The organism is uncultured Algoriphagus sp. (assembly GCF_963974835.1).
In the GTDB taxonomy this organism is placed as follows: Bacteria; Bacteroidota; Bacteroidia; order Cytophagales; family Cyclobacteriaceae; genus Algoriphagus.
This window is the reverse complement of sequence record NZ_CAXBET010000006.1, coordinates 59,235-79,030: the sequence shown is the minus strand read 5'-3', so window position 1 is coordinate 79,030 and position 19,796 is coordinate 59,235. Positions and strand designations below refer to the sequence as shown.

At 40.5% G+C, this 19,796-nt stretch carries 18 protein-coding genes; 10 read left to right on the top strand and 8 right to left on the bottom strand.

Features of this window, described 5'->3' with window-relative positions; translation table 11 throughout:
• The first annotated feature begins 140 nt into the window (after positions 1-140).
• The 5 genes from AACZ73_RS13075 to AACZ73_RS13055 all read left to right on the top strand — a co-directional run bounded on the left by AACZ73_RS13075 (position 141) and on the right by AACZ73_RS13055 (position 5,920).
• Positions 141-1,028 carry a dienelactone hydrolase family protein gene (locus AACZ73_RS13075; protein ID WP_339878457.1) on the top strand — a complete coding sequence of 296 codons (888 nt, stop codon included), beginning with the start codon at positions 141-143 and terminating at the stop codon, positions 1,026-1,028.
• Positions 1,029-1,100: 72 nt separating this feature from the next.
• Positions 1,101-2,438: a polysaccharide deacetylase family protein gene (locus AACZ73_RS13070; RefSeq protein ID WP_339878456.1), complete on the top strand. Its 1,338-nt coding sequence runs from the start codon at positions 1,101-1,103 to the stop codon at positions 2,436-2,438.
• A gap of 132 nt (positions 2,439-2,570) precedes the next feature.
• Positions 2,571-3,353, top strand: a complete 783-nt coding sequence (locus tag AACZ73_RS13065; RefSeq protein ID WP_339878454.1) for an NYN domain-containing protein — start codon at positions 2,571-2,573, stop codon at positions 3,351-3,353.
• 217 nt (positions 3,354-3,570) lie between these two features.
• A complete protein-coding gene (locus AACZ73_RS13060) occupies positions 3,571-4,236 on the top strand; it encodes an NAD-dependent epimerase/dehydratase family protein (RefSeq protein WP_339878453.1) in 666 nt (221 codons plus the stop codon).
• Positions 4,237-4,402: 166 nt separating this feature from the next.
• Complete coding sequence (locus AACZ73_RS13055) at positions 4,403-5,920, top strand: M20/M25/M40 family metallo-hydrolase (RefSeq protein WP_339878451.1); 1,518 nt, start codon at positions 4,403-4,405, stop codon at positions 5,918-5,920.
• Between the two features lie 67 nt (positions 5,921-5,987).
• Here the strand turns inward: AACZ73_RS13055 and AACZ73_RS13050 are convergent, their stop codons facing one another.
• The 7 genes from AACZ73_RS13050 to AACZ73_RS13020 all read right to left on the bottom strand — a co-directional run bounded on the left by AACZ73_RS13050 (position 5,988) and on the right by AACZ73_RS13020 (position 12,969).
• Positions 5,988-7,145 carry a DUF4221 family protein gene (locus tag AACZ73_RS13050; RefSeq protein ID WP_339878449.1) on the bottom strand — a complete coding sequence of 386 codons (1,158 nt, stop codon included), beginning with the start codon at positions 7,143-7,145 and terminating at the stop codon, positions 5,988-5,990.
• 4 nt (positions 7,146-7,149) lie between these two features.
• Positions 7,150-8,304: a hypothetical protein gene (locus AACZ73_RS13045; protein ID WP_339878448.1), complete on the bottom strand. Its 1,155-nt coding sequence runs from the start codon at positions 8,302-8,304 to the stop codon at positions 7,150-7,152.
• A 50-nt stretch (positions 8,305-8,354) separates the two neighbouring features.
• On the bottom strand, positions 8,355-9,236 hold the full coding sequence (locus tag AACZ73_RS13040; protein WP_339878446.1) for a formate/nitrite transporter family protein: 882 nt from the start codon (positions 9,234-9,236) through the stop codon (positions 8,355-8,357).
• A gap of 255 nt (positions 9,237-9,491) precedes the next feature.
• A complete protein-coding gene (locus AACZ73_RS13035) occupies positions 9,492-10,160 on the bottom strand; it encodes a DUF1080 domain-containing protein (protein ID WP_339878444.1) in 669 nt (222 codons plus the stop codon).
• A gap of 228 nt (positions 10,161-10,388) precedes the next feature.
• Positions 10,389-10,784 carry a group III truncated hemoglobin gene (locus AACZ73_RS13030; protein ID WP_339878443.1) on the bottom strand — a complete coding sequence of 132 codons (396 nt, stop codon included), beginning with the start codon at positions 10,782-10,784 and terminating at the stop codon, positions 10,389-10,391.
• Positions 10,785-10,788: 4 nt separating this feature from the next.
• The gene (locus AACZ73_RS13025) at positions 10,789-12,033 is read right to left on the bottom strand and encodes an ectonucleotide pyrophosphatase/phosphodiesterase (RefSeq protein ID WP_339878441.1); all 1,245 of its coding nucleotides are present in this window, start codon (positions 12,031-12,033) and stop codon (positions 10,789-10,791) included.
• A 96-nt stretch (positions 12,034-12,129) separates the two neighbouring features.
• Positions 12,130-12,969: an alpha/beta hydrolase gene (locus tag AACZ73_RS13020; protein WP_339878439.1), complete on the bottom strand. Its 840-nt coding sequence runs from the start codon at positions 12,967-12,969 to the stop codon at positions 12,130-12,132.
• A gap of 238 nt (positions 12,970-13,207) precedes the next feature.
• On the opposite strand from AACZ73_RS13020, the gene AACZ73_RS13015 reads away from it, so the two are divergent.
• A complete protein-coding gene (locus tag AACZ73_RS13015) occupies positions 13,208-13,864 on the top strand; it encodes an OmpA family protein (RefSeq protein WP_339878438.1) in 657 nt (218 codons plus the stop codon).
• Between the two features lie 142 nt (positions 13,865-14,006).
• On the opposite strand, the gene AACZ73_RS13010 is transcribed toward AACZ73_RS13015, so the two are convergent.
• Complete coding sequence (locus AACZ73_RS13010) at positions 14,007-14,933, bottom strand: SGNH/GDSL hydrolase family protein (RefSeq protein WP_339878436.1); 927 nt, start codon at positions 14,931-14,933, stop codon at positions 14,007-14,009.
• Positions 14,934-15,106: 173 nt separating this feature from the next.
• Between AACZ73_RS13010 and AACZ73_RS13005 the strand changes: the two genes are divergently transcribed.
• The 4 genes from AACZ73_RS13005 (at position 15,107) to AACZ73_RS12990 (ending at position 19,713) form a co-directional block, all read left to right on the top strand.
• Positions 15,107-15,976 (top strand): DUF808 domain-containing protein, encoded by an 870-nt coding sequence (locus tag AACZ73_RS13005; RefSeq protein WP_339878435.1) that lies wholly within the window; start codon positions 15,107-15,109, stop codon positions 15,974-15,976.
• A 274-nt stretch (positions 15,977-16,250) separates the two neighbouring features.
• Positions 16,251-16,880: a nitroreductase family protein gene (locus AACZ73_RS13000; protein WP_339878433.1), complete on the top strand. Its 630-nt coding sequence runs from the start codon at positions 16,251-16,253 to the stop codon at positions 16,878-16,880.
• 80 nt (positions 16,881-16,960) lie between these two features.
• Positions 16,961-17,314 (top strand): MmcQ/YjbR family DNA-binding protein, encoded by a 354-nt coding sequence (locus AACZ73_RS12995; RefSeq protein WP_339878431.1) that lies wholly within the window; start codon positions 16,961-16,963, stop codon positions 17,312-17,314.
• A 98-nt stretch (positions 17,315-17,412) separates the two neighbouring features.
• Positions 17,413-19,713 (top strand): FdhF/YdeP family oxidoreductase, encoded by a 2,301-nt coding sequence (locus tag AACZ73_RS12990; protein ID WP_339878429.1) that lies wholly within the window; start codon positions 17,413-17,415, stop codon positions 19,711-19,713.
• Positions 19,714-19,796 lie beyond the last annotated feature (83 nt).

Genomic DNA, 19,796 nt, shown 5'->3' with positions numbered 1-19,796 from the left:
GTTGTCAGTTGTCAGTGCTTGATTCTTTGTACTTGGTACTTGGTACTTTGTACTTGAAAGCGTCTAAAGAATTACACGAGTGAATTTATTTACTTCATGCAATTCAGTAAATTACACTACAACCCACAAAACCAATAACAATGAAGGAATTAAGAAAAGAAGACATAGACCAAGGCGTATTTGATCTATACGATGCTTATGCACACAACAAACTTGAGCGAAGACAATTCATAGAAAAACTTTCCGCTTATGCCGTAGGAGGCGTAACTGTTGCCGCGCTTATGAGTGCAATGATGCCAAATTATGAAGACACCCGTACCATCAAAGCAGATGATCCTCGCTTGGAATCAAACTACATCACTTACGATTCTCCAAAAGGTGGAGGCAAGATCAAGGGATTGCTTTCTACTCCTGCCGGAATGAAAGGTAAAGTACCTGGAGTGGTGGTTGTGCATGAGAACCGAGGCCTGAATCCATACATAGAAGATGTGGGAAGAAGAACTGCTGTAGCGGGTTTTATCTCTTTGGCTCCTGATGCGCTCACTCCACTCGGAGGGTATCCCGGCAATGACGATGAAGGTCGTGAAATGCAGAGCAAACGAGATCGGGATGAAATGCTGGAGGACTTTATCGCTGCTTACGAGTATTTAAAGGCACATCCAGACTGCAATGGCAAAATCGGTGTGGTAGGATTCTGCTTCGGAGGCTGGATCTCAAATATGATGGCGGTTCGAATTCCAACTCTGGATGCCTCTGTTCCTTTTTATGGAGGTCAACCCTCTGCAGAAGAAGCCGCAAAAATCAAAGCTCCTCTAATGCTACAATTTGCAGGACTGGACGAGCGGGTAAATGCCGGCTGGCCAGCGTATGAAAAAGCCCTGAATGAAAATAATGTGGAAAATCAGGCTTTCATCTATCCAGATGTAAATCACGGATTCCACAATAACACCACACCTCGCTACGATGAGGCTGCTGCAACTTTAGCTTGGGATAGGACGATTAGTTTCTTTAAAGAGAAGTTGGGGTAAGGATTTTGAAATATTATTAGGAGCGCTGAAAAGCGCTTCTTTTTTTTCTCAGAAAAACAAGACTAAAAATAAATGAAACTATTACCATCCCAAGGAAGTCTCTTTGCTGTCTTATTTCTCGCTGCTTCATGCGCTAATCCAGTTAAAGACTGGTCTGCCCAGACAGAAATTACAAAGTGGCCAGATGGAAAGAATGGTGCAATTTCCATCACCTATGATGATGGGATCATCAATCAATTGACCGTCGCAAAACCAATAATGGATAGTTTGGATCTGCCAGGGACATTTTTCATTATTACCGGAAAAGTGGAGGGGTCTGCAAAAGGGCGGTTTATAGGTAGAGAACCGGAAACCATCATTTCGGAAACGGCAACTATCAAAACTGATTCTACCAATTTCTTCGAAAGAGCTTCCTTGATTGCTTTCACAGGAACCACTGAGGCAGAGGAATATCATGCGAATGTAGGGTCATTGTTCGAAGCCGGAAAAGTTTCAGAGGCTTATCTGCTTCTCGACGAAGGCTATGAAAAAATAAGAAATGGCCGTTTGAAAGATACGGAAGATGTGGTTTTTCATAACAACCCAGTTGACACCACTACTTGGGAGCAATATAAATCATACGAAAAGCAAGGACATGAAATCTCCTCACATACAGTCACTCATCCTAGACTAGCAGTGCTGGATGAAGCAAACATTCGTTATGAATTAGAGCAAAGTAAAGCTGACTTAGCGAAGTTTATGGGTGCGAAAGCGACCTTTTCAGCGGAAGGCCCATATGGCACTGAGAATGAAAGAGTCATGGAGTACGCTCATAAAATCTATCCTGCTTTAAGAAACAGAATGCCTGAAGAATGGTTGGAAGAAATAAATAGAGGAAGTCAAAAGCAACCTGGAAACACTGATAAAGAATATGTCCAATGGCAAAGAGGTGCAATTAGCACTACGGGTATTGATCAGATGAAAGCCTGGACAGACACAGTGAATGCACATGACAACATTTGGCTAGTGCTGGTGATTCACGGAGTTGAAGATTACGGTTGGGAGCCGCTGAAAAGAGAAGAGTTGGTCCAATACTTTGGTGATGTTAAAGAAAATGAGGATTCTGTTTGGGTTGCCACTTTTGGCGATGTCACCAAATACTTAAGAGAAAGAAAAGCAGCTCAAATTAAATCTGAATTGGAGGGGGATACTATTATGATCAAATTAAGCTCAGACTTGGATGCTGCTGTTTATGACATTCCGTTGACGCTTAAAACATACCTTCCCGAAGGCTGGGAAGGTGTTCGTTTGAGCCAAAATGAAAGAGATATCAATCTTAAAATAATGTCTGATTCTAATGGGAGTTATGTATCGTATTCTATTCCCAGCTCCGAAACTGAAGTCCAACTTGTGAAATTGGAAGGGAATTGATAAAAAATTACACACTATTTCATAAGACTCCGAAGGTTCCAGAACATTCCATTACCCTCTCTTTTTCCTGCCAATCCCCAAGCTCGGCTTACTAATTGCTAACTTATGGGCTAATACATTATATTTTTATACATGCAAAACAATAAATTCAACATCGCCGTCCTCATTGACGGGGATAATGCACAAGCAAAATTAATCAAGGAAATTCTCGAAGAGGTTTCCAAATACGGCAAAGCCACCATCCGGAGAATCTACGGGGACTGGACCACGCCACATATGAATAGCTGGAAAGAGATGATCAACCTGCATTCTTTCAGCCCGATCCAAAAATTTTCCTACACTACCGGCAAGAACTCCACTGATAGCTCCATGATCATAGATGCGATGGACATCCTTCATAGCGGAAGCGTGGACGGTTTTTGCATCGTATCCTCCGATTCTGATTACACAGGTTTGGCAAAGAGAATTCGGGAAGAAGGAATGTTTGTGATGGGAATAGGTCGCAGGATCACCCCAAAAGCCTTTGTGCAGTCCTGTGAGATTTTCACCTATGCTGAGAATCTTTTGCCAGAAGAAAAACCAAAAGCAACAGGTAAAAAAGTGGATAAATCCCAGGTCAGTACCACCAGAAAAAATGTGGTAGTAAATGAGGAAATCAAAAAGGAACTTCCTGAAAAAGAAGCTGCGGAACTTGATCTGAGTATAATCGATAAAGCTTTTGAAATTTCTTCCGATGAGGAAGAGGAAATCCACATTGCCAAGATCGGGGCATCGCTGAGAAAGATTGACCCCAGTTTCGATCCAAGATCCTATGGCTTCCGAAACCTTACGGAGTTATTCAAGAATTTGGATAAATATGTAGTAGTAAAAAACCTGGTGAATGGATTGAATTACCCGCTGGTGAAGTTGAAATGACAGATGCGGGGTGACCGGTGCCGGGTGACGTATGTAGCTTGAATGCTAGTGTTAAGCATTTTATATAGTGCTTTGATTTCATTTACTAGAAAAAATAGAACTTCAAAGAAATGGTTAACTGCTACTTTGAAGCCACACAGGACATCGGACACCAGTCACCGGACAAATGCCATAGAGTTATTGCGTTATCAGGCATAATTAAGAACAGTCATAAAATATGAAAATCATCATCACAGGTACCACAGGGATGGTTGGCGAAGGGGTAATGCAGCGATGCCTTGAGAATCCCAAAGTTGAAAAGATATTGGCTATCAGCCGCAAGCCGAATGGCCATCAGCATCCCAAATTGGAGGAGCTGATTCATGCCGATTTCACTGACCTTGGCGCTGTGGAAGCTCAACTTTCCGGCTACGATGCCTGCTTTTTCTGTGCAGGAATTTCTTCCGTGGGTGTCAGCAAGGAGGACTATGAGAAAATTACCTACGATTTGACCTTAAGCTTTGCGCAGACTTTGGCGAAGCTTAATCCTCAAATGACTTTCACCTACGTCTCAGGACAGGGAACTGATAGTACTGAGAAGGGAAAAAGTCACTGGGCAAGGGTAAAGGGTAAAACCGAAAATGACCTGAAGAAGCTTTCTTTCAAACAGGTTTTTGCCTATCGTCCCGGTGGCATGAAGCCAATGGAAGGAGCCAAGCATGTACTTTCTTGGTATAAATTCTTTGCCTGGATGTATCCTATCGGAAGAAAACTCTACCCAAATGGATTCAATACACTGGCGGAAGTAGGTGATTCCATGGTGAATGTCAGCCTTTACGGTTATGACAAATTCATATTAAATGGTAAGGAGATTACCCAGACTGCCGAGCAAACAAAAGGCTAAATCTTAACTGATGAATCTCTTCTCCTCTTTCCTTCCAATAATGAGCATATAGCATTCAGGCTTTTAAAGCCTATGTGGATAATATTGTGATTTTATTTCAATCATTTCTTTGACATTTTTCATTTATGGATGAGTTTCAGTACTTTTTAATTCTTTACTGACACCTATGAAAAAACTTCTATTCCTGCCCCTCCTGATTTTGGGAATTTCTGCCTTTAGCCAATCACTAACCCAAGCAGAACTTGAAAAACTAACAAATGAAAATTGGCAACATGGTTTAGACATTTTACAGGAGATTGTCAGTATACCAAATGATGCGGCTTACCCTGAGCAAATAGAAGTTAACATTGCTTGGTGCGAAAAGGAATTTGGAGAAAGGGGATGGCATTCAGAAAAACTAGAAACAAATGGAATCCCTTTGCTTCTTGTATCAAAATCGCAACCTAATGCCACTAAAAATGCACTTTTTTACTTCCACGTAGATGGTCAGTCAGTAGACACCAGCAAGTGGCTGCAACCCAACCCCTATCTTCCTGTTTTAAAATCCCTGGATGCCAACAGTGATTGGCAGATAATCCCTTCAGAAAATCTCCAAACAGATTACAATCCTGAATGGAGGCTTTTTGGGAGATCTACCTCAGATGACAAAGGGCCAATTGCTATGTTTCTTACTGGATGGGATGCTCTAGTAAAAGCAGGTATTTCCCCTGATTATAACATCAAGATTATCTTGGATTTTGAAGAAGAACAAGGTTCTCCGAATCTGCCTCAAGCAGTTTTGGACCATAAAGAAAAGTTAAAAGCTGATCTGATGCTGATCATGGATGGACCAAGACATACCAGCAATGAACCTACGCTAAGCTATGGCGCAAGAGGAATCTCTCAGATGACCCTGACTACTTTCGGCCCAAAACTCCCTCAGCACAGCGGGCATTATGGAAACTATGCTCCTAACGCAGCTTTTCTTCTTTCGCAGCTTTTAGCTTCCATGAAAGATGAAAACGGCGTAGTGGTAATACCCAGCTTTTACGAAGGAATAAATCTATCCGAATCAGAAATGGAAATCCTAGCTCAGGTACCCGATGATGAGCAGGCTATCCAAAAGAAACTGGGAATAGGTAGGACAGATCAGGTAGGTCAAAGCTATCAGGAAAGCATTCAATATCCCTCACTGAACATCCGTGGAATGGAGTCAGCTTGGGTAGGCAAAGAGGCAAGAACGATTGTACCGGCTACTGCCTTAGCAGAAATCGATGTGAGGTTAGTTCCGGAATCAGATCCAGAACGTTTATTTTCCCTTATCAAAAAGCATATCGAGGATCAGGGCTTCCATATACTTGATCATGATCCAACTGATGAGGAGCGAATGAAGTATCCTAAGATCGTGAAGATGATTTATTCTATTTCCTATCAGGCATTTCGTACTCCGATGGACTCTGAAACGGGTGCATGGCTGAGAGCTGCTATGAATCGAGCATTCGGAAAAGATCCAGTGCAGATTAGGATCTCTGGAGGATCTATTCCCATTTCTCCTTTTGTGGATGCACTGGGAATACCTGCAGTTACCATTCCTACGGTGAACGCAGACAATAATCAACACAGTCCTAATGAAAACATCAGACTGGGGAATTACAAGGAAGGAATTACGACTGTGATGGCAATACTCACCCAATCTTTAAAATGAGAAGGGTTCTAGATTAGAAACTTAGAAATAATCTGTGTAACATTATTCCGGTTGGCTAAAAGGGAGTTTACTCCACTTCCTTTAGCTTAAACACCTCAAAGCTCATCAGGTCTTCCTCACTATTGGGATTTTCAGGATGATTGATGGAGATAAAAAGCCCGTCTTTGCTCACAAAAGAATTATTTGGATAGTAGGTATTTTCAGGCATAAGCGTTTCTCCCAGCACGTTCAAGTCTTTATCCAAAATCATCACGGCAAACTTCCGAGGAAATCTCCTCAACTGAGTGATTTCCTCTTCATTTTGTACTTCTACTTTAGGAAAAACAAAGCGGTAAAAAACTCCTCTATATTCGTCATACAAAAGACGCTCGTAGCGATCTGAGGCATACACATATTTCATCGTTTTAAAACCATCCGTCGCCTCATTAAAACTAGGAAAGCTTTGATCTATATACTTGCTTTTAGCAGCTACAGTCTTTAAAAATTTTCCATCTAAGTCAGAAACATAAAGGTCATGATCTGCCACAAGGGAGTAAACCAGATTCTCACCATCAGAAGCCATACTAAATTCCAGAAGTTTTGAACCAGAAGCATTGTAGCCAGCAGGCCAAGTAATAGGAAGTAGATTCACTTCTGAATTCTCAAGATCAATAGTATAGCTAAATGACTTAGTCGCCAGCGTATCATCCGGAATAGTTCTCAGGTCTCCTTCAAACTTTGTGTTTACCAGCAACTTATTCCCCCGTAAAATTGGAGTGTAATTGTAATGGGCATTATGAACAAAAGCGGCCAAATAGTTAAAGGGAGGTTCATAGTTATAATTTGCTTTAATTGCCCCACTCGTATCTGTCAGTTGAAGACTATATAATGGATATCCAAACAGAAAAATACTATCCATAGCCTGCACATGGATTCCCAAAATACTTGGTACTGCCTCTGGACCATCTTCTTCAAAAATTATTTTCTTCTCCAGCGATTTTGAATCTAGATTATACAACTGAATTTCATTATTCATCATATTCAATTTGAATAACCAGCTTCCATTTTTATCCTGAAAATGGACCAATCCATCACTTACATTCGAAGTCTGGTCATCTATAGTCAGGGAAACAAGTTCTCCCTCAGATACCAATTCCTGCGGGGTGGTAATTTCCTTAGAATTGGAGTTACAGCTTTGTAAAAGTATAGTCACTAAAAAAAGTGTAATGTAGTAGTTCTTTCTCATAGACCTAATTTAGAAGTTTCAACTTGTAATAAACAACTAAATCGTCTTCTGTTTCAAAAAAATCTGGATGTTTTAGTGCTAAAACTTCTTCTTCCTCGGTCAAAATAGTGGTAAATATTAGCCCTTTCGGAACGGGAATATCATTTTGAAGCAAGTTAAACTCAGCGTCAAATACGGCGACATAGTACTGTTTCAATTTTTCCAATTCTCTCCGTCCCGAAGCTTCATCTCGATCCACCTGCCTAGCCAATTCCTCTGGAATACCCTTATGGTAAATCACTAGAATCTTATCCTTTGCTCTGTAGATTTCACGTATGGTACCCGGAAAATTATACTTGGTTATTTCACTGTATTCTACTTCCTGTTTGAATGAAACACCAATAGATTTCACGGCATCATCCACTTGAAGCGTTACTTCCCTGTCAAAAATCACTTCTCCCTCTTCTTCCTTATAAACCCAGTATTTCATTTCATTCCTGAAATAAAGAATCCATTCTTTATCCGATCTGATAACTGTCGGAAACATCCAAAAATAGAAGTTCCCATCGCTATACATTGAATTGGGAGGAAAAGGCATGGTCTCCCGATCAACATTCGAAACTGTATCGATTACTTCTAAAATAGGCTGACCATAAATTCCTTCAAATATGCTTGTCATTGATTCGTCTGTGACCACCTCAGCACGTTCTGGACGGATAAATGCAATCGCATCACCCAAAGGATAAATCGCATCCCCGGACAATCCATTGATATAGAAATAATCAAACGGCAGTTTATACTTCCAAATTCTATTTCCATCAAAATCGTATCTAAAGAAACCCTGATTCACTATATGAAATTCTATCTCCCCATCCCTAAGGCCAACTGGATTGATATATCCATTTAGCGCATTAGGTCCATCAGAAGGGAAGTTAATAGTTGATGTGACCAGCCCGCCTCTATCTAAAATCAGGAATTCCAAATCACGATTTCCTTTAGCTAAATAACTTTGACTAGCTGAATCCAAATCTATTATCCACAAACTCCCTAAGTAATCAATCTGAAGAGAATCGATGATTTCAAAGCTGTAGTTAGGTGATTTTATTGTACTTGAATTATCTTTTTGGCTACAGGAAAAATGAGCTAGCACTACAATTAAGGGAAGTAAAAGTCTTTGCATCCCTCAATATAAATAGCTCAAACTAACTAGCTAAGTTAATTTACCTTAACTCAATTTTTGGAACCGATATTAAAGACGAAGGCTCTATATTTCAATAACGCCACGAAGATCGCACCGCCAAAGGCATTGCCCATCAGCGCGGTACTCTGGAAACTGAGGTAATCCAAAACAGAGATTGCCGGCGAACTGATCATTCCCGAGAACACTTCCACACTACCGATTATGCTATGATGCAGGCCGGCAAATGACATAACGGCTGTGATCATGTAGATCATCACAATTCTACTGATCGTATCTCTGGACGAGGCTAGCAACCAAGAAAGTAAACCCATCATCCAGCCCGCTATTATTGCACTGACAAAAATAACGTGAATCTCAGTTCGGAGGGTATGCAGGGCTATCACCTCCACTACCTCATGATTGAAAATCTCCAAGTGTGGACCCAACCAAAGTAAAATCGCGGAAATAACATATCCCCCGACCATGTTACCAGCAATCACAATACCCCAAAGCCTTAGCATACTTACGGCAGACCTCTTTTTGTTAAGAACAGGTAGAGTCAATAAAGCTGTTTGCTCTGTGAATAGGATACTTTGTCCTAGTACAACCATGATAAACCCAAGCGGGTAAACTAAGGAAATCACCCGGATGATAGAGTGAGAATCCATCTTCCCCATAAGGAAAAAGTAGAGTGTACATAACATCAAGTAACTGAAGCCAATCTCCAAACCAGCGGTAAGTGAACTTGTAAACAGGCTGGTCGTTCGCTTATCATAGACCTCAAGTGCATCTATAATCTGATCCCTTAGAATTTCACCATGAGTTTTGGCTGAATCTCTGCTTTTTGATTTAGAGTTCTTGAGTTCAGTATCAATTTCGTTCTGCAGCTCTTTGGCAACCTGCTCCTCAGTTTTTTCTTTTTTCCAAGCCATTCATTAGGTGATTATTACAATCCGCTTACTTAAATTATAAGGATTGTTTTAGAGCAAAAAATGTGTCTGCTAAAAAACAATTAGTATGCGTAGTCAATCCACAACTAAAAAAATGACTCAGAGGTTCTATATGCAGTCAAAATAGTAAAACCAAAATAGTCTGTCACCCTTAAAAATATCAAAGGATCATAAGCTATAAATTGCCCAGAATGGAATTTCAATATTCCCCCTAAACAAAAAGATCGGGAATCCCGGTTAAAGTTCTGTCAGCAAGATATTTTTGAATTCCACCTCGGCACCTTCCGCCTGCAAAGCAATTTTTCCACGTGTGGCCGTTGCATTAAATCCGTCATTGACAAGATCACCATTTAACCATACAGTTACTTTGTCACCATCACAGGTAATCTTAATGTGGTTCCATTCGCCAAGAGGTTTTTCCGAGTCATCCGTTAGATTTTTGATTCTACGCTCCTTGTTTCCGTTTACACCCCAATTCTCCTTTGGACCTCTCCTAGTTTCCATATCCTCCACTTCGATATTTTGTTGTATACACCAAAAATCCCCGGCATTGCTGTGCATCAATTGGACCTCAATAGACTTCGGAAACATCCCGTACAATGCCCGAGGTGTAGACGCATGAACTAATATTCCACAGTTCCCAGGCTTTCCAGCAAATCTATAATCAAGTTCTAGCGTGTAATTGTCATACTCCTCATATGTCATCAAATGGCCTTCCGGTGTACCCAAACTTACTAATAGCCCATCTCTGATGATAAATGGAATTCTCAGTGAACTATCTGCTTCCAAATCCGGAACGTCCATATACCATCCAAAAAGGCTTTTGCCATCAAAAAGATTTTTGGTTTGACTTTGGGCGAAAAAAGCAATGGAAATAAAAAACAGGAGGATGGTAATTCTTTTCATGATTTCGGGATAATGTTAAATATTCATTAAGCTAAAAATAATCCTCGAATTCTCATGATTTACTTCCTGCATTCCCTGCAAACTGATCACTGAGTCGGGACTTTGTTCACTGAGAATGAAAACTGACATAGCGAGCTTGGTTCAAATCTCCCGAACAGGACAAATGTCACTGCAGCCTGAGGGCTTTTGCTAACTGAGACTCTGTTCACTGAGACTAAAAACTGCCCACTACTTAACTCTCGCTTCCCAGATTCTCGTAAAAAGCATATGCGCCATTCGCCGTGCATGTTCTTTAGCATAATCCGCAGTTTCCCCTTCAAAATATCGATCCAACGTCTGAAACCAGAGTTCAAGCCAATTTCCAAAATGTGCCTGTTCTATGCTATTGTCCACTTCAGCATCCACATTTCTGTGAACTTTCACTGGGTTGAATTTCCCGGCACCAGGACCAGTTTGTAGCAAGATCATTTCCCAGAAATCACTCAAATGAATCAGATGCGTATCCCAATCCTTCACAACTCCATTAAAGATCGGCCCCAGCGTGTCATGTTGACGAATTTGATCATAAAATCGCCTAACTAAAAAATCCACTTCCTTCCTCGATCTAATATCTATCTTATCCATTATGTTATCTCAATATAGGCTCCAGCACTTCCAATCTACCATCAATATTTTCCGGAGCTGGAAGGTCAAGGATCTTACATATTAAGGGATACACATGGATATTCTGAAAAGTTTCAATTTTTAATCCTGATTTGAAAGCGGGGCCATTAGCGTAGAAGATCGCGTGCATGTCTTTGTAAGCAGTGCTAAAACCGTGCTCACCAAATCTATCCGTATCTAGCCTTTCCATATTTGCCTGCATTCGTGTCAAAGTCGTTTCCCAAGCTAGATAATAGTCACGGTCAGCTATGATCAAAATATCGCCTATTCTGTCCTTATACATCAAATCCTGATAATTTTCCTTATCGTCTACATCTGTGATATGAATCGGCAAGTCTGATTTCTCCAAGGTTTTAATCACCTGCTCTTTATCCTCAGGATTCTCTAAATAAATGTGAGCCAATGCTCCATTATTTACGATTCTTGCAGGAATCCCTTTGGTCAGTTCAGTTAGATTTAGGAAGTGATCTGGCGTCACCTCCATCATACCATGATCCGAGACGACAATTACATTGATATTCAAATCATAGCTTTTTAAGCCCTCAAAAAGTGCCCCTAATTCATGATCAAGTTTCATCAAAGTTTCCGAAAGCTTTTCATCATTTGTCGGTCCATAGCGATGGCCTGTATCGTCCATATCTGAAAAATACATGGTAATCAACCTCGGACGCTTTTCTTCAGGCATTTCCAACCATTTGAAAACTTCAGTGACTCGTGTCAGATTACTTACATTCCCATCATAATCATAATAGTAGCTCGGCCTAACTCCCTGCACATTTGCTTCCGATCCCACAAAGAAATAACTCGCGGCAATCATATCATTTTGCTCTGCAAGCACCCAAAGTGGTGTTCCTCCATACCAACTCCCATCCTGAACCAATTCCTTTTTACTGATTGCGTAGGTCTGATCTTTCTCCGGATCGTAAAAAGAATTATCCACCAAACCATGATGCTCAGGTTTCAAGCCCGTGGCTATCGTGTAGTGATTTGGGAAAGTCTTGCTAGGAAAGGAAGGCATCATACTTTCTGCAGCAACTCCACCCTCTATAAAACTGGTGAGATTCTCAGGCTGGAATCGTTCCACATAATCGTATCTAAAACCATCCAGTGATATTAAAATGACGATTGGCTCTTGACTTTCTTCCTGGGAAAAAGCAATGGAAGGAATAGATAAAGCCGTAAACAAAAGCAGGGAATAGAATTTTTTCATTGCAAAATCTTTACTTAAAAGTACTTGCTCCAGCCTTTCCAAGCAATCCAGCCATCATTAATAACATTGTGATTAATTAAGATGCCTAAAGGATTTTTACTTTTTGAAATAGGCATGATCCTCCAACCAATCTTTCAATCGGTCCGGCCAATGATTGATACTTACAAATTCAGACCGAGAGCCCATATTAAATGCATGCTCATCTTTTGAATACAAATGCATTTCTACATCTGCACCAGCTTTACGGTATGCTAACATAGTATCTACAATAGTGCTTGAGCAACATTCATCATTATTTGCAGCAACAAGGAAAATCGGTGGTGCATCTTTAGCTACTACCATCGGAGTACCCAGCGGTCCTGGGTAAATCTGAATCTGGAAATTTGGCTGAGCAGCGAATCGCTCTATAGGATCGCTTGCATTAGCATTACCAGGATTAGCATCATAGGCAACCCAGTTGACTACCTCTCCGCCCGCTGAAAAACCCATGATACCAATTCGATCCGGATCCACTCCCCAATTCTCGGCATTTGCCCTCACCATTCTCATCGCCCGGATTACATCTTGGGTAGGATGCTGTTCTGTATAAGGCGATTCTTCTTCCCGGAAAAGACGATATTTTAAAACTCCAACAGTAACTCCTAGCTCATTGAGAAATTTGGCAGGAGCAACTCCCTCTCCATTATAGCCTAGATTTCTAAATCCACCTCCTGGACAAACTAGAATAAAGCTACCATCTGGTTTTTCAGGTTTGAATAGTGTGATACTTGGGTTATGAATATTTCTCACCCACCAGTCCTGTGCGAGTTCGGGTTCGTCCTTTCGATCTTCAAATCCTGGAGCGCCTCCCTCCCATAGAAATATCTTCTCTCCCGTTTGCTGAGCGATTAGTATACTCGGTAAGAATAGCACTACTAAAAAAAATAATTTCTTCATCATCATACTAGGAATTTTGGGGTTTTGGTCTTCAAACATAAATGTAAGGAATCTAACTACCAGAATTGCGATGAATGTAAATGAAACCGCCTGTTACATTTCCTCATAATCGGGAATATTTTCCCGCGCAGTTAATAGATAAACATAACCACCAGCCCCCAAGCCGTGTTGGTACATCAATTGAACTATATAGTGGATCAATAAAAATAATGATATGAAAACGACCAACAAATTTTTAATGGCAGCCTTAATAGCATCTACTACTTTGGGTGCTGTAAGTTGTAAATCGAGTAATGCAGTTAAAGGTGGCGCCATCGGTGGCGCAGCAGGCGGAGTTCTGGGAGGAGTGATTGCCGGTAAAAATAATACGGCAGTAGGTGTCTTGATAGGATCTGCCATTGGAGGTTCCGCAGGAGCTATAATAGGAAATCAAATGGATAAGGCCGCGGATGAATTACAAAGAGATCTCGAAGGCGCAACTGTGGAGCGTGTAGGCGAAGGAATAAAAATCACATTCGACTCGGGATTGATGTTTCCGGTGGACAAATCTGATCTGAGCGATGTATCTAAAGAAAACCTGACTGAACTAGCTGAAACACTAAAAAAATACGCAGAGACGAATGTGCTAGTTGAAGGGCATACAGATAGCACTGGTGCTGATGATTATAACATGGAGCTTTCACGTAAAAGAGCCTATTCAGTAGAAGATTTTTTGACTGAAAATGGTATTGATAAAAGCAGAATGGAGATCATGGCTTACGGAGAAATGCAACCTATTGCAACTAATGAAACTGAAGCAGGACGTCAGGAAAACAGAAGAGTAGAGGTAGCTATCTATGCAAATAAGAAGATGCAAAAAATGGCTGAACGAGGTGAAATTGGAGAAGTAAATTAAAATTCCATTCAATCACTCATAAATTCGAAAGGCGACCAATGGTCGCCTTTTTTTTATATCCTAATATCCGAAAGTCAATTCGCTCATATTACCGGAATGAGCAAAAATTTTTGATAACTTAAATTATAACAGTCAGATATTACTAATTCAAAAGTGCTTGAATCATCCCCTCAATTTCTAATGCCTTTTCCTGAGCCTCTTCTAATGGCAGACCTTCAGCCAATCCTGGACGTAAATGCCCGGTGGACGTAAGCCAAGCATCCCGCAGCAAAGCTTGGCGCTGGGTAATCAAACTCAGAATTTCTTTCCCTTTAGGAAAAGATGCGACGGCTTTATGGATATCCGGAAAGTCCTTTACTTCGGATTCTCCCAAGAAAAGTAAAATCTCCTTAGCCATCAACCAGTGACCCGTTTTACCCGGATGAATACCATCATTTGCCAAGAAAAATTCGCTATCCAATTCACGCTGGTCTTCTAAATATTTTCGCATCGGCCAATGCGTATCAATAACTTTCCAATCATCTGTATACCTTTTGGATAGCAACCAATCCGAGTAATTATCCAACACATTGGAATAAGCTTCACCCTTTTTCGGGTCGTAGACTGGAGGTGTCAGAAAAATAGCTTCGGCATCAATTTCCATGATTTTGGCATCAAGCCATTCCATTCCATCCTGATATTTCTGGAATCTCCCCTCGTCAAGTGGCAGGTAAATTCCATCATTCATTCCATAATTCACAAAAACTAAATCAGGTTTCAACTGTCCAAAAACCCGGTCGAGTCGTTCATGCAAGTCTGGTCGCGAAAAAGCTCCCCCGGCATGATTATCCTCAGATAGCCCCGAAACAGTCTCACTTGGTAAACCTACATTGATCCATTCCAACTCTTGATCTGGATGCTTTAGTCTAAAATATGTTTCTACATAGCTAATGTACTGGCCTGAGTAGGTGATACTATTTCCCAAAAAGACAATTCTATTGACATTGTGCGGGAGGTGGGATTCATTCTGTGCATATGCCGAGAAATTAGATAGCAGTGAAATAAAAATTACAAGTAAACCTCTTTCCATTACTTATCCTTTGGTATAAAACATGTATAAAATTCTAAGTTAACCAGTTTCTCAAGTACTAACGTAAAATCCCAGTCTTGAAATATTCATTTGTTCACATCGCCGGAGCAAAGTATATTCACCTGCAATTGTGGGAAATCACCAATATTTTTCAAATAATTAGATCATAATAAATGGCTTCAGGAATATTTGCATTGTTAGATGACGTCGCTACACTGATGGATGATGTGGCAGTAATGAGTAAAGTAGCAGCTAAGAAAACAGCTGGTATTTTAGGAGATGACTTGGCCGTAAATGCTGAAAAAGCTTCGGGATTTGTCTCAGACCGGGAAATCCCAGTACTTTGGGCTATTACAAAAGGATCCCTCATCAATAAAGCGATTATTCTTCCTTTTGCATTTTTGCTAAGCGCTTTCGTCCCTGCAGTCATCACTTACATTCTATTACTTGGAGGACTCTACCTTGCTTATGAAGGTGCTGAAAAGGTTTACGAATATATTTTCCCCCATAAACATCCAAAAAAAGTGATCCTTGCAGAGGACCTTACTGAAGAACAAATTCTTGCTAAAGAGAAGGAAAAGATAAAATCCGCTATAGTTACTGACTTTATTCTCTCTGTGGAGATTGTAATTATCGCACTCGGTACTGTAGTCAATGAACCAATTCTAGAGCAAATTATCGTGGTATCAGTAATTTCTATGCTTGCCACAGTTGGTGTATATGGAATTGTGGCGTTGATCGTCCGAATGGATGAGTTTGGCTACAAATTAATTGCTTTAAACGAGCAGGAAGACAGCTTTTCTGACAAGGTGGGCTTAGTTCTAGTTAACGCTCTCCCAAAAATAATTAAGGGAATGGGGATCGTAGGTACAATAGCCTTACTCCTGGTTTCCGGAGGAATTTTCGTTCACAACGTCGAATTTTTCCATCATCTATTACCCGCTGTCCCTTCCATCATCAAAGAATTTGTCTTAGGCTTGATTATAGGTTTTGCTGTTTTCGGGATCATTTCGTTAGGAAAAAAGCTTTTCAAAAAGAAGTAGAAAGGTTTATAAAGATTTTACATCATTACCAGGACCCGCTTTTTAATCTGCTAAGTAATCTTGGTGCTTTTGATAAGCTTATACTTTCATCAACTTCATTTAAGCTTCGCATCAACCAGCTAATAAATTTCAGCATGATAAATTAATATAAATCAAAAAATTTACATGTATATACATTTATTTTCTAAACATTGAACTTTAAGAATCTAAGCTTGTTTGGTAATTACTGCTTCTGAGTGATAGCTCAGGAGTTATAAAACTGAATCAAGCTATTATGCAAGTATTAGAAAAATTGAACTGGCGATATGCCACCAAATCAATGAACGGAACACCGGTTCCGCAGGAAAAAGTAGATTATATCCTGGAAGCTATTAGACTTTCGGCTTCATCTTCAGGATTACAACCTTATGAAATCTTGGTTGTCACTGATCAGGAGGTAAAGGAAAAAATCAAACCTATTGCCTGGGGGCAAAGTCAAATCACTGATGCTTCGCATGTATTGGTATTTGCCGCTTGGGACAATTACACCGCCGATCGTATTAACAGTGTATTCGATTACAACAACGAGCAGAGAAATCTACCCGCTTCCGTAACTGATGATTATAGAAATAAGCTGCTGAATTTATACGGCGCACAAACCCCTCAGCAAAACTTCACTCATGCAGCAAAGCAAGCCTACATTGCATTAGGTACCGCATTGATTGCAGCAGCTGAGCAGGAAGTAGATTCCACTCCTATGGAAGGTTTTGATCCAGTAGCCTTAGACGAAATCCTGGATCTTAAATCAAAAGGGCTTCGAAGTGTAGTTATTTTGCCACTAGGCTATAGAAATGAAGAAGGCGATTGGCTATTAAAAATGAAGAAAGTACGTACTCCCAAAGAGAAATTCATAACAGTTGTCTAACTGTAAAGATCTTCGGATTAACGAAACGGATTGGGTGAGCACTCAATCCGTTTTTTTATTTTAAGTCAGGAATTGTAAACTTGGATAAAGTAAGTAACCCTTTTGATATGATTTACCCAGAAGATTTCTCAGCCATGGCCCTATCCTTTCCTGGAACTGAACAGGCTCCCCATTTTGAAAGAATGGCTTTCCGGGTTGTGAAAAAACGCATTTTTGCTACGCTAGATTTTAAAAGTAATACTGCGAACCTGATGCTTAACCTTGCTGAACAAGCCAGTTTTTCCGAATTCGTTCCTGAAGGAATTTTTCCATTACCTAATAAATGGGGACAAAAAGGCTGGACAACTTTTGACCTTAGAGTTGTTTCTAAGGAAGTGTTACAAGAGGCTTTATTATCTGCGTATTCTGACATTATTGGGCCAAAATCAAAGTAGCCCGTCAAAGAAAGATTCAATCACTCTCCCTTTCTGTAAACATTTTGACCTTCATCTTTCTTTTACTTTAAGAAAATGAATCAAAGAACTGCCGCTTTATGTCTTCATCTGCGAGGAAAAACATTGAAATTCTAAGCTCTAAAAAATTCACCGGAATAGAGCTCAAAAAACCTGCGACCTATGCTGCTGGATTTATTGGGGTGAAAGTAGCGCTACAGCACACCTTTAAGGAAATGGGAGCTATAAAGTCATTGCAGACACTTTCTCACATGAATCAAAAAGATGGTTTCGACTGTCCTGGTTGCGCATGGCCAGATCCTGAGCATAGATCTAAAGTGGCAGAATATTGCGAAAACGGCGCAAAAGCCTTGGCGGAAGAAGCAACTTCAGAAATTGTAGACAATGCTTTTTTCTCAAATTATTCGGTGCAGGAAATCTCCCAATGGTCGGACTTCAAAATTGGGAAAAGTGGACGGTTAGTCGCTCCCATGATCCTAAAACCGGGATCGAATCATTACGAAGAAATAACTTGGGAAGACGCATTTAGAGTGATTGCGGACCATCTTCATGCATTGGAGAATCCCGATCAAGCGATATTTTACACTTCAGGAAGATCAAGCAATGAAGCTGCATTTTTATATGGACTTTTCGCTAGAGCATTTGGCACGAATAACATGCCTGACTGCTCCAATATGTGCCATGAATCGAGTGGAATCGGACTTTCCGAAACATTAGGAATTGGCAAAGGCTCAGTAAAATTGGAGGATTTTGACAAAGCCGAAGTAGTGATGATAATGGGGCAAAACCCAGGAACAAACCATCCAAGAATGCTTTCTGCACTGGAAAAATGCAAAGCTAATGGTGGCAAAATAATTAGTATAAACCCGCTGCAGGAAGCTGGTCTGATCAGATTCCGAAACCCTCAGGAAATAAGCGGAATGCTACTTAATGGCCATGGTTTGACAGATATTTATCTACAGGTAAAAATCAATCAGGATGTGGCACTTTTAAAACTGATTGAGAAAAAGCTTGCTGCGATAGACAAAGAGAACGCAACTGTTTTTGACCATGCTTTTATAGAAAAATACACCGAAGGATACGAATCTCTTTTAGCTCATTTGGACAAACACTCCGAGCAGGAATTACTTGAACTATGTGGAGTTAAAGAGAAATTGATTGACGAAGCTGTTGCCCTTTTAGCTAAAAAAAGTAAAATCATCATCTGCTGGGCGATGGGCTTGACACAGCACAAAAACGGTGTGGAAAACATCAAGGAATGCGTCAATCTACTTTTGCTCAAAGGAAGCCTTGGCAAACCTGGCGCGGGAACCTGTCCCGTTCGGGGTCACAGTAATGTGCAGGGAGATCGCAGTGTAGGGATCATGCATTATGTCTCAAAAGAATTAAATGCAGCGATCAAAAACACATTTGGATTCGATGCTCCTGATCATGCGGGAGTCGATGTAGTAAAAGCTATTCCAGCCATGTATGAGGGCATAGCAAAGATTTTTGTTGGCTTGGGTGGCAATTTTGCATCGGCCGCATCCGATACTGAATACACTGCCAAAGCTCTTCAGAACTGTGACCTAACCGTCCAGATCAGCACCAAGCTTAATCGAAGTCATTTGATTACAGGAAAGATTGCGTTGATTTTACCTACGCTTGGAAGATCAGATAAGGATTTAAAAGATGGAAAGCAACGCCATTTCACTGTGGAGAATAGCATGGGAGTTGTCCATCAATCTAAGGGATTTCTCGATCCGATTTCGGATGATATTAAAAGCGAACCTGAAATAGTTGCTGGAATTGCTTCCGCTTATTTCAAAGGAAACCATCCCGTAAAATGGAAGTTGTTAGGTTCAAATTATGAGTTGCTGAGAGAGAAACTAGGCGAGGTGATCTCAAGCTTCAAGGACATGAATAGCAAGTCAGAAGGATCCGGATACTACTTGCCTAATAATGTGAGGGAGCTGGATTTCAGCAAACTCCCGAATCAAAAAGCACAATTCAGCAATACTGAACTCCCCATCCACAACCTCAAAGAAAACGAGTATCTACTGATGAGTATCCGTTCACATGATCAGTTCAACACAACGATTTATGGTTTGAACGATCGCTACAGAGGAATTCATAATGAGCGCCGAGTGATTTTTATGAATGAAGCTGATATGGCTCGGGAGAATTTCAAAAAAATGGATGTGGTGAATATCATGAGCAATTATGAAGGGCAAGAGAGGAAAGTCTTTCAGTTTCTAGTTGTCCCATACAATATTCCTCAGGGAAATTTGGCAGCCTATTTCCCTGAAATTAATCCCCTCGTGCCAATTCAGGAATATGCCGACAAAAGCAATACGCCAATTAGCAAGTCAATAAGGGTGAGTTTGGAGAAAGCTGGTTGAATTTATTAAGAGCCATCAATTTCTGGAATTGAACTTTGATAACTCTCCTCAAAAAGGAAGTCGGAGGATTTTTACTTAAAAGC

What these genes read in the sequence shown, in the direction of transcription:
- AACZ73_RS13045 (WP_339878448.1), bottom strand. Translation starts at nt 8,304, where the DNA reads ATGCAAAGACTTTTACTTCCCTTAATTGTAGTGCTAGCTCATTTTTCC.
- AACZ73_RS13065 (WP_339878454.1), top strand. Translation starts at nt 2,571, where the DNA reads ATGCAAAACAATAAATTCAACATCGCCGTCCTCATTGACGGGGATAAT.
- AACZ73_RS13015 (WP_339878438.1), top strand. Translation starts at nt 13,208, where the DNA reads ATGGCAGCCTTAATAGCATCTACTACTTTGGGTGCTGTAAGTTGTAAA.
- AACZ73_RS12990 (WP_339878429.1), top strand. Translation starts at nt 17,413, where the DNA reads ATGTCTTCATCTGCGAGGAAAAACATTGAAATTCTAAGCTCTAAAAAA.
- AACZ73_RS13010 (WP_339878436.1), bottom strand. Translation starts at nt 14,933, where the DNA reads ATGGAAAGAGGTTTACTTGTAATTTTTATTTCACTGCTATCTAATTTC.
- AACZ73_RS13020 (WP_339878439.1), bottom strand. Translation starts at nt 12,969, where the DNA reads ATGAAGAAATTATTTTTTTTAGTAGTGCTATTCTTACCGAGTATACTA.
- AACZ73_RS13050 (WP_339878449.1), bottom strand. Translation starts at nt 7,145, where the DNA reads ATGAGAAAGAACTACTACATTACACTTTTTTTAGTGACTATACTTTTA.
- AACZ73_RS13000 (WP_339878433.1), top strand. Translation starts at nt 16,251, where the DNA reads ATGCAAGTATTAGAAAAATTGAACTGGCGATATGCCACCAAATCAATG.
- AACZ73_RS13030 (WP_339878443.1), bottom strand. Translation starts at nt 10,784, where the DNA reads ATGGATAAGATAGATATTAGATCGAGGAAGGAAGTGGATTTTTTAGTT.
- AACZ73_RS13035 (WP_339878444.1), bottom strand. Translation starts at nt 10,160, where the DNA reads ATGAAAAGAATTACCATCCTCCTGTTTTTTATTTCCATTGCTTTTTTC.
- AACZ73_RS13060 (WP_339878453.1), top strand. Translation starts at nt 3,571, where the DNA reads ATGAAAATCATCATCACAGGTACCACAGGGATGGTTGGCGAAGGGGTA.
- AACZ73_RS13075 (WP_339878457.1), top strand. Translation starts at nt 141, where the DNA reads ATGAAGGAATTAAGAAAAGAAGACATAGACCAAGGCGTATTTGATCTA.
- AACZ73_RS13005 (WP_339878435.1), top strand. Translation starts at nt 15,107, where the DNA reads ATGGCTTCAGGAATATTTGCATTGTTAGATGACGTCGCTACACTGATG.
- AACZ73_RS13025 (WP_339878441.1), bottom strand. Translation starts at nt 12,033, where the DNA reads ATGAAAAAATTCTATTCCCTGCTTTTGTTTACGGCTTTATCTATTCCT.
- AACZ73_RS13055 (WP_339878451.1), top strand. Translation starts at nt 4,403, where the DNA reads ATGAAAAAACTTCTATTCCTGCCCCTCCTGATTTTGGGAATTTCTGCC.
- AACZ73_RS13040 (WP_339878446.1), bottom strand. Translation starts at nt 9,236, where the DNA reads ATGGCTTGGAAAAAAGAAAAAACTGAGGAGCAGGTTGCCAAAGAGCTG.
- AACZ73_RS13070 (WP_339878456.1), top strand. Translation starts at nt 1,101, where the DNA reads ATGAAACTATTACCATCCCAAGGAAGTCTCTTTGCTGTCTTATTTCTC.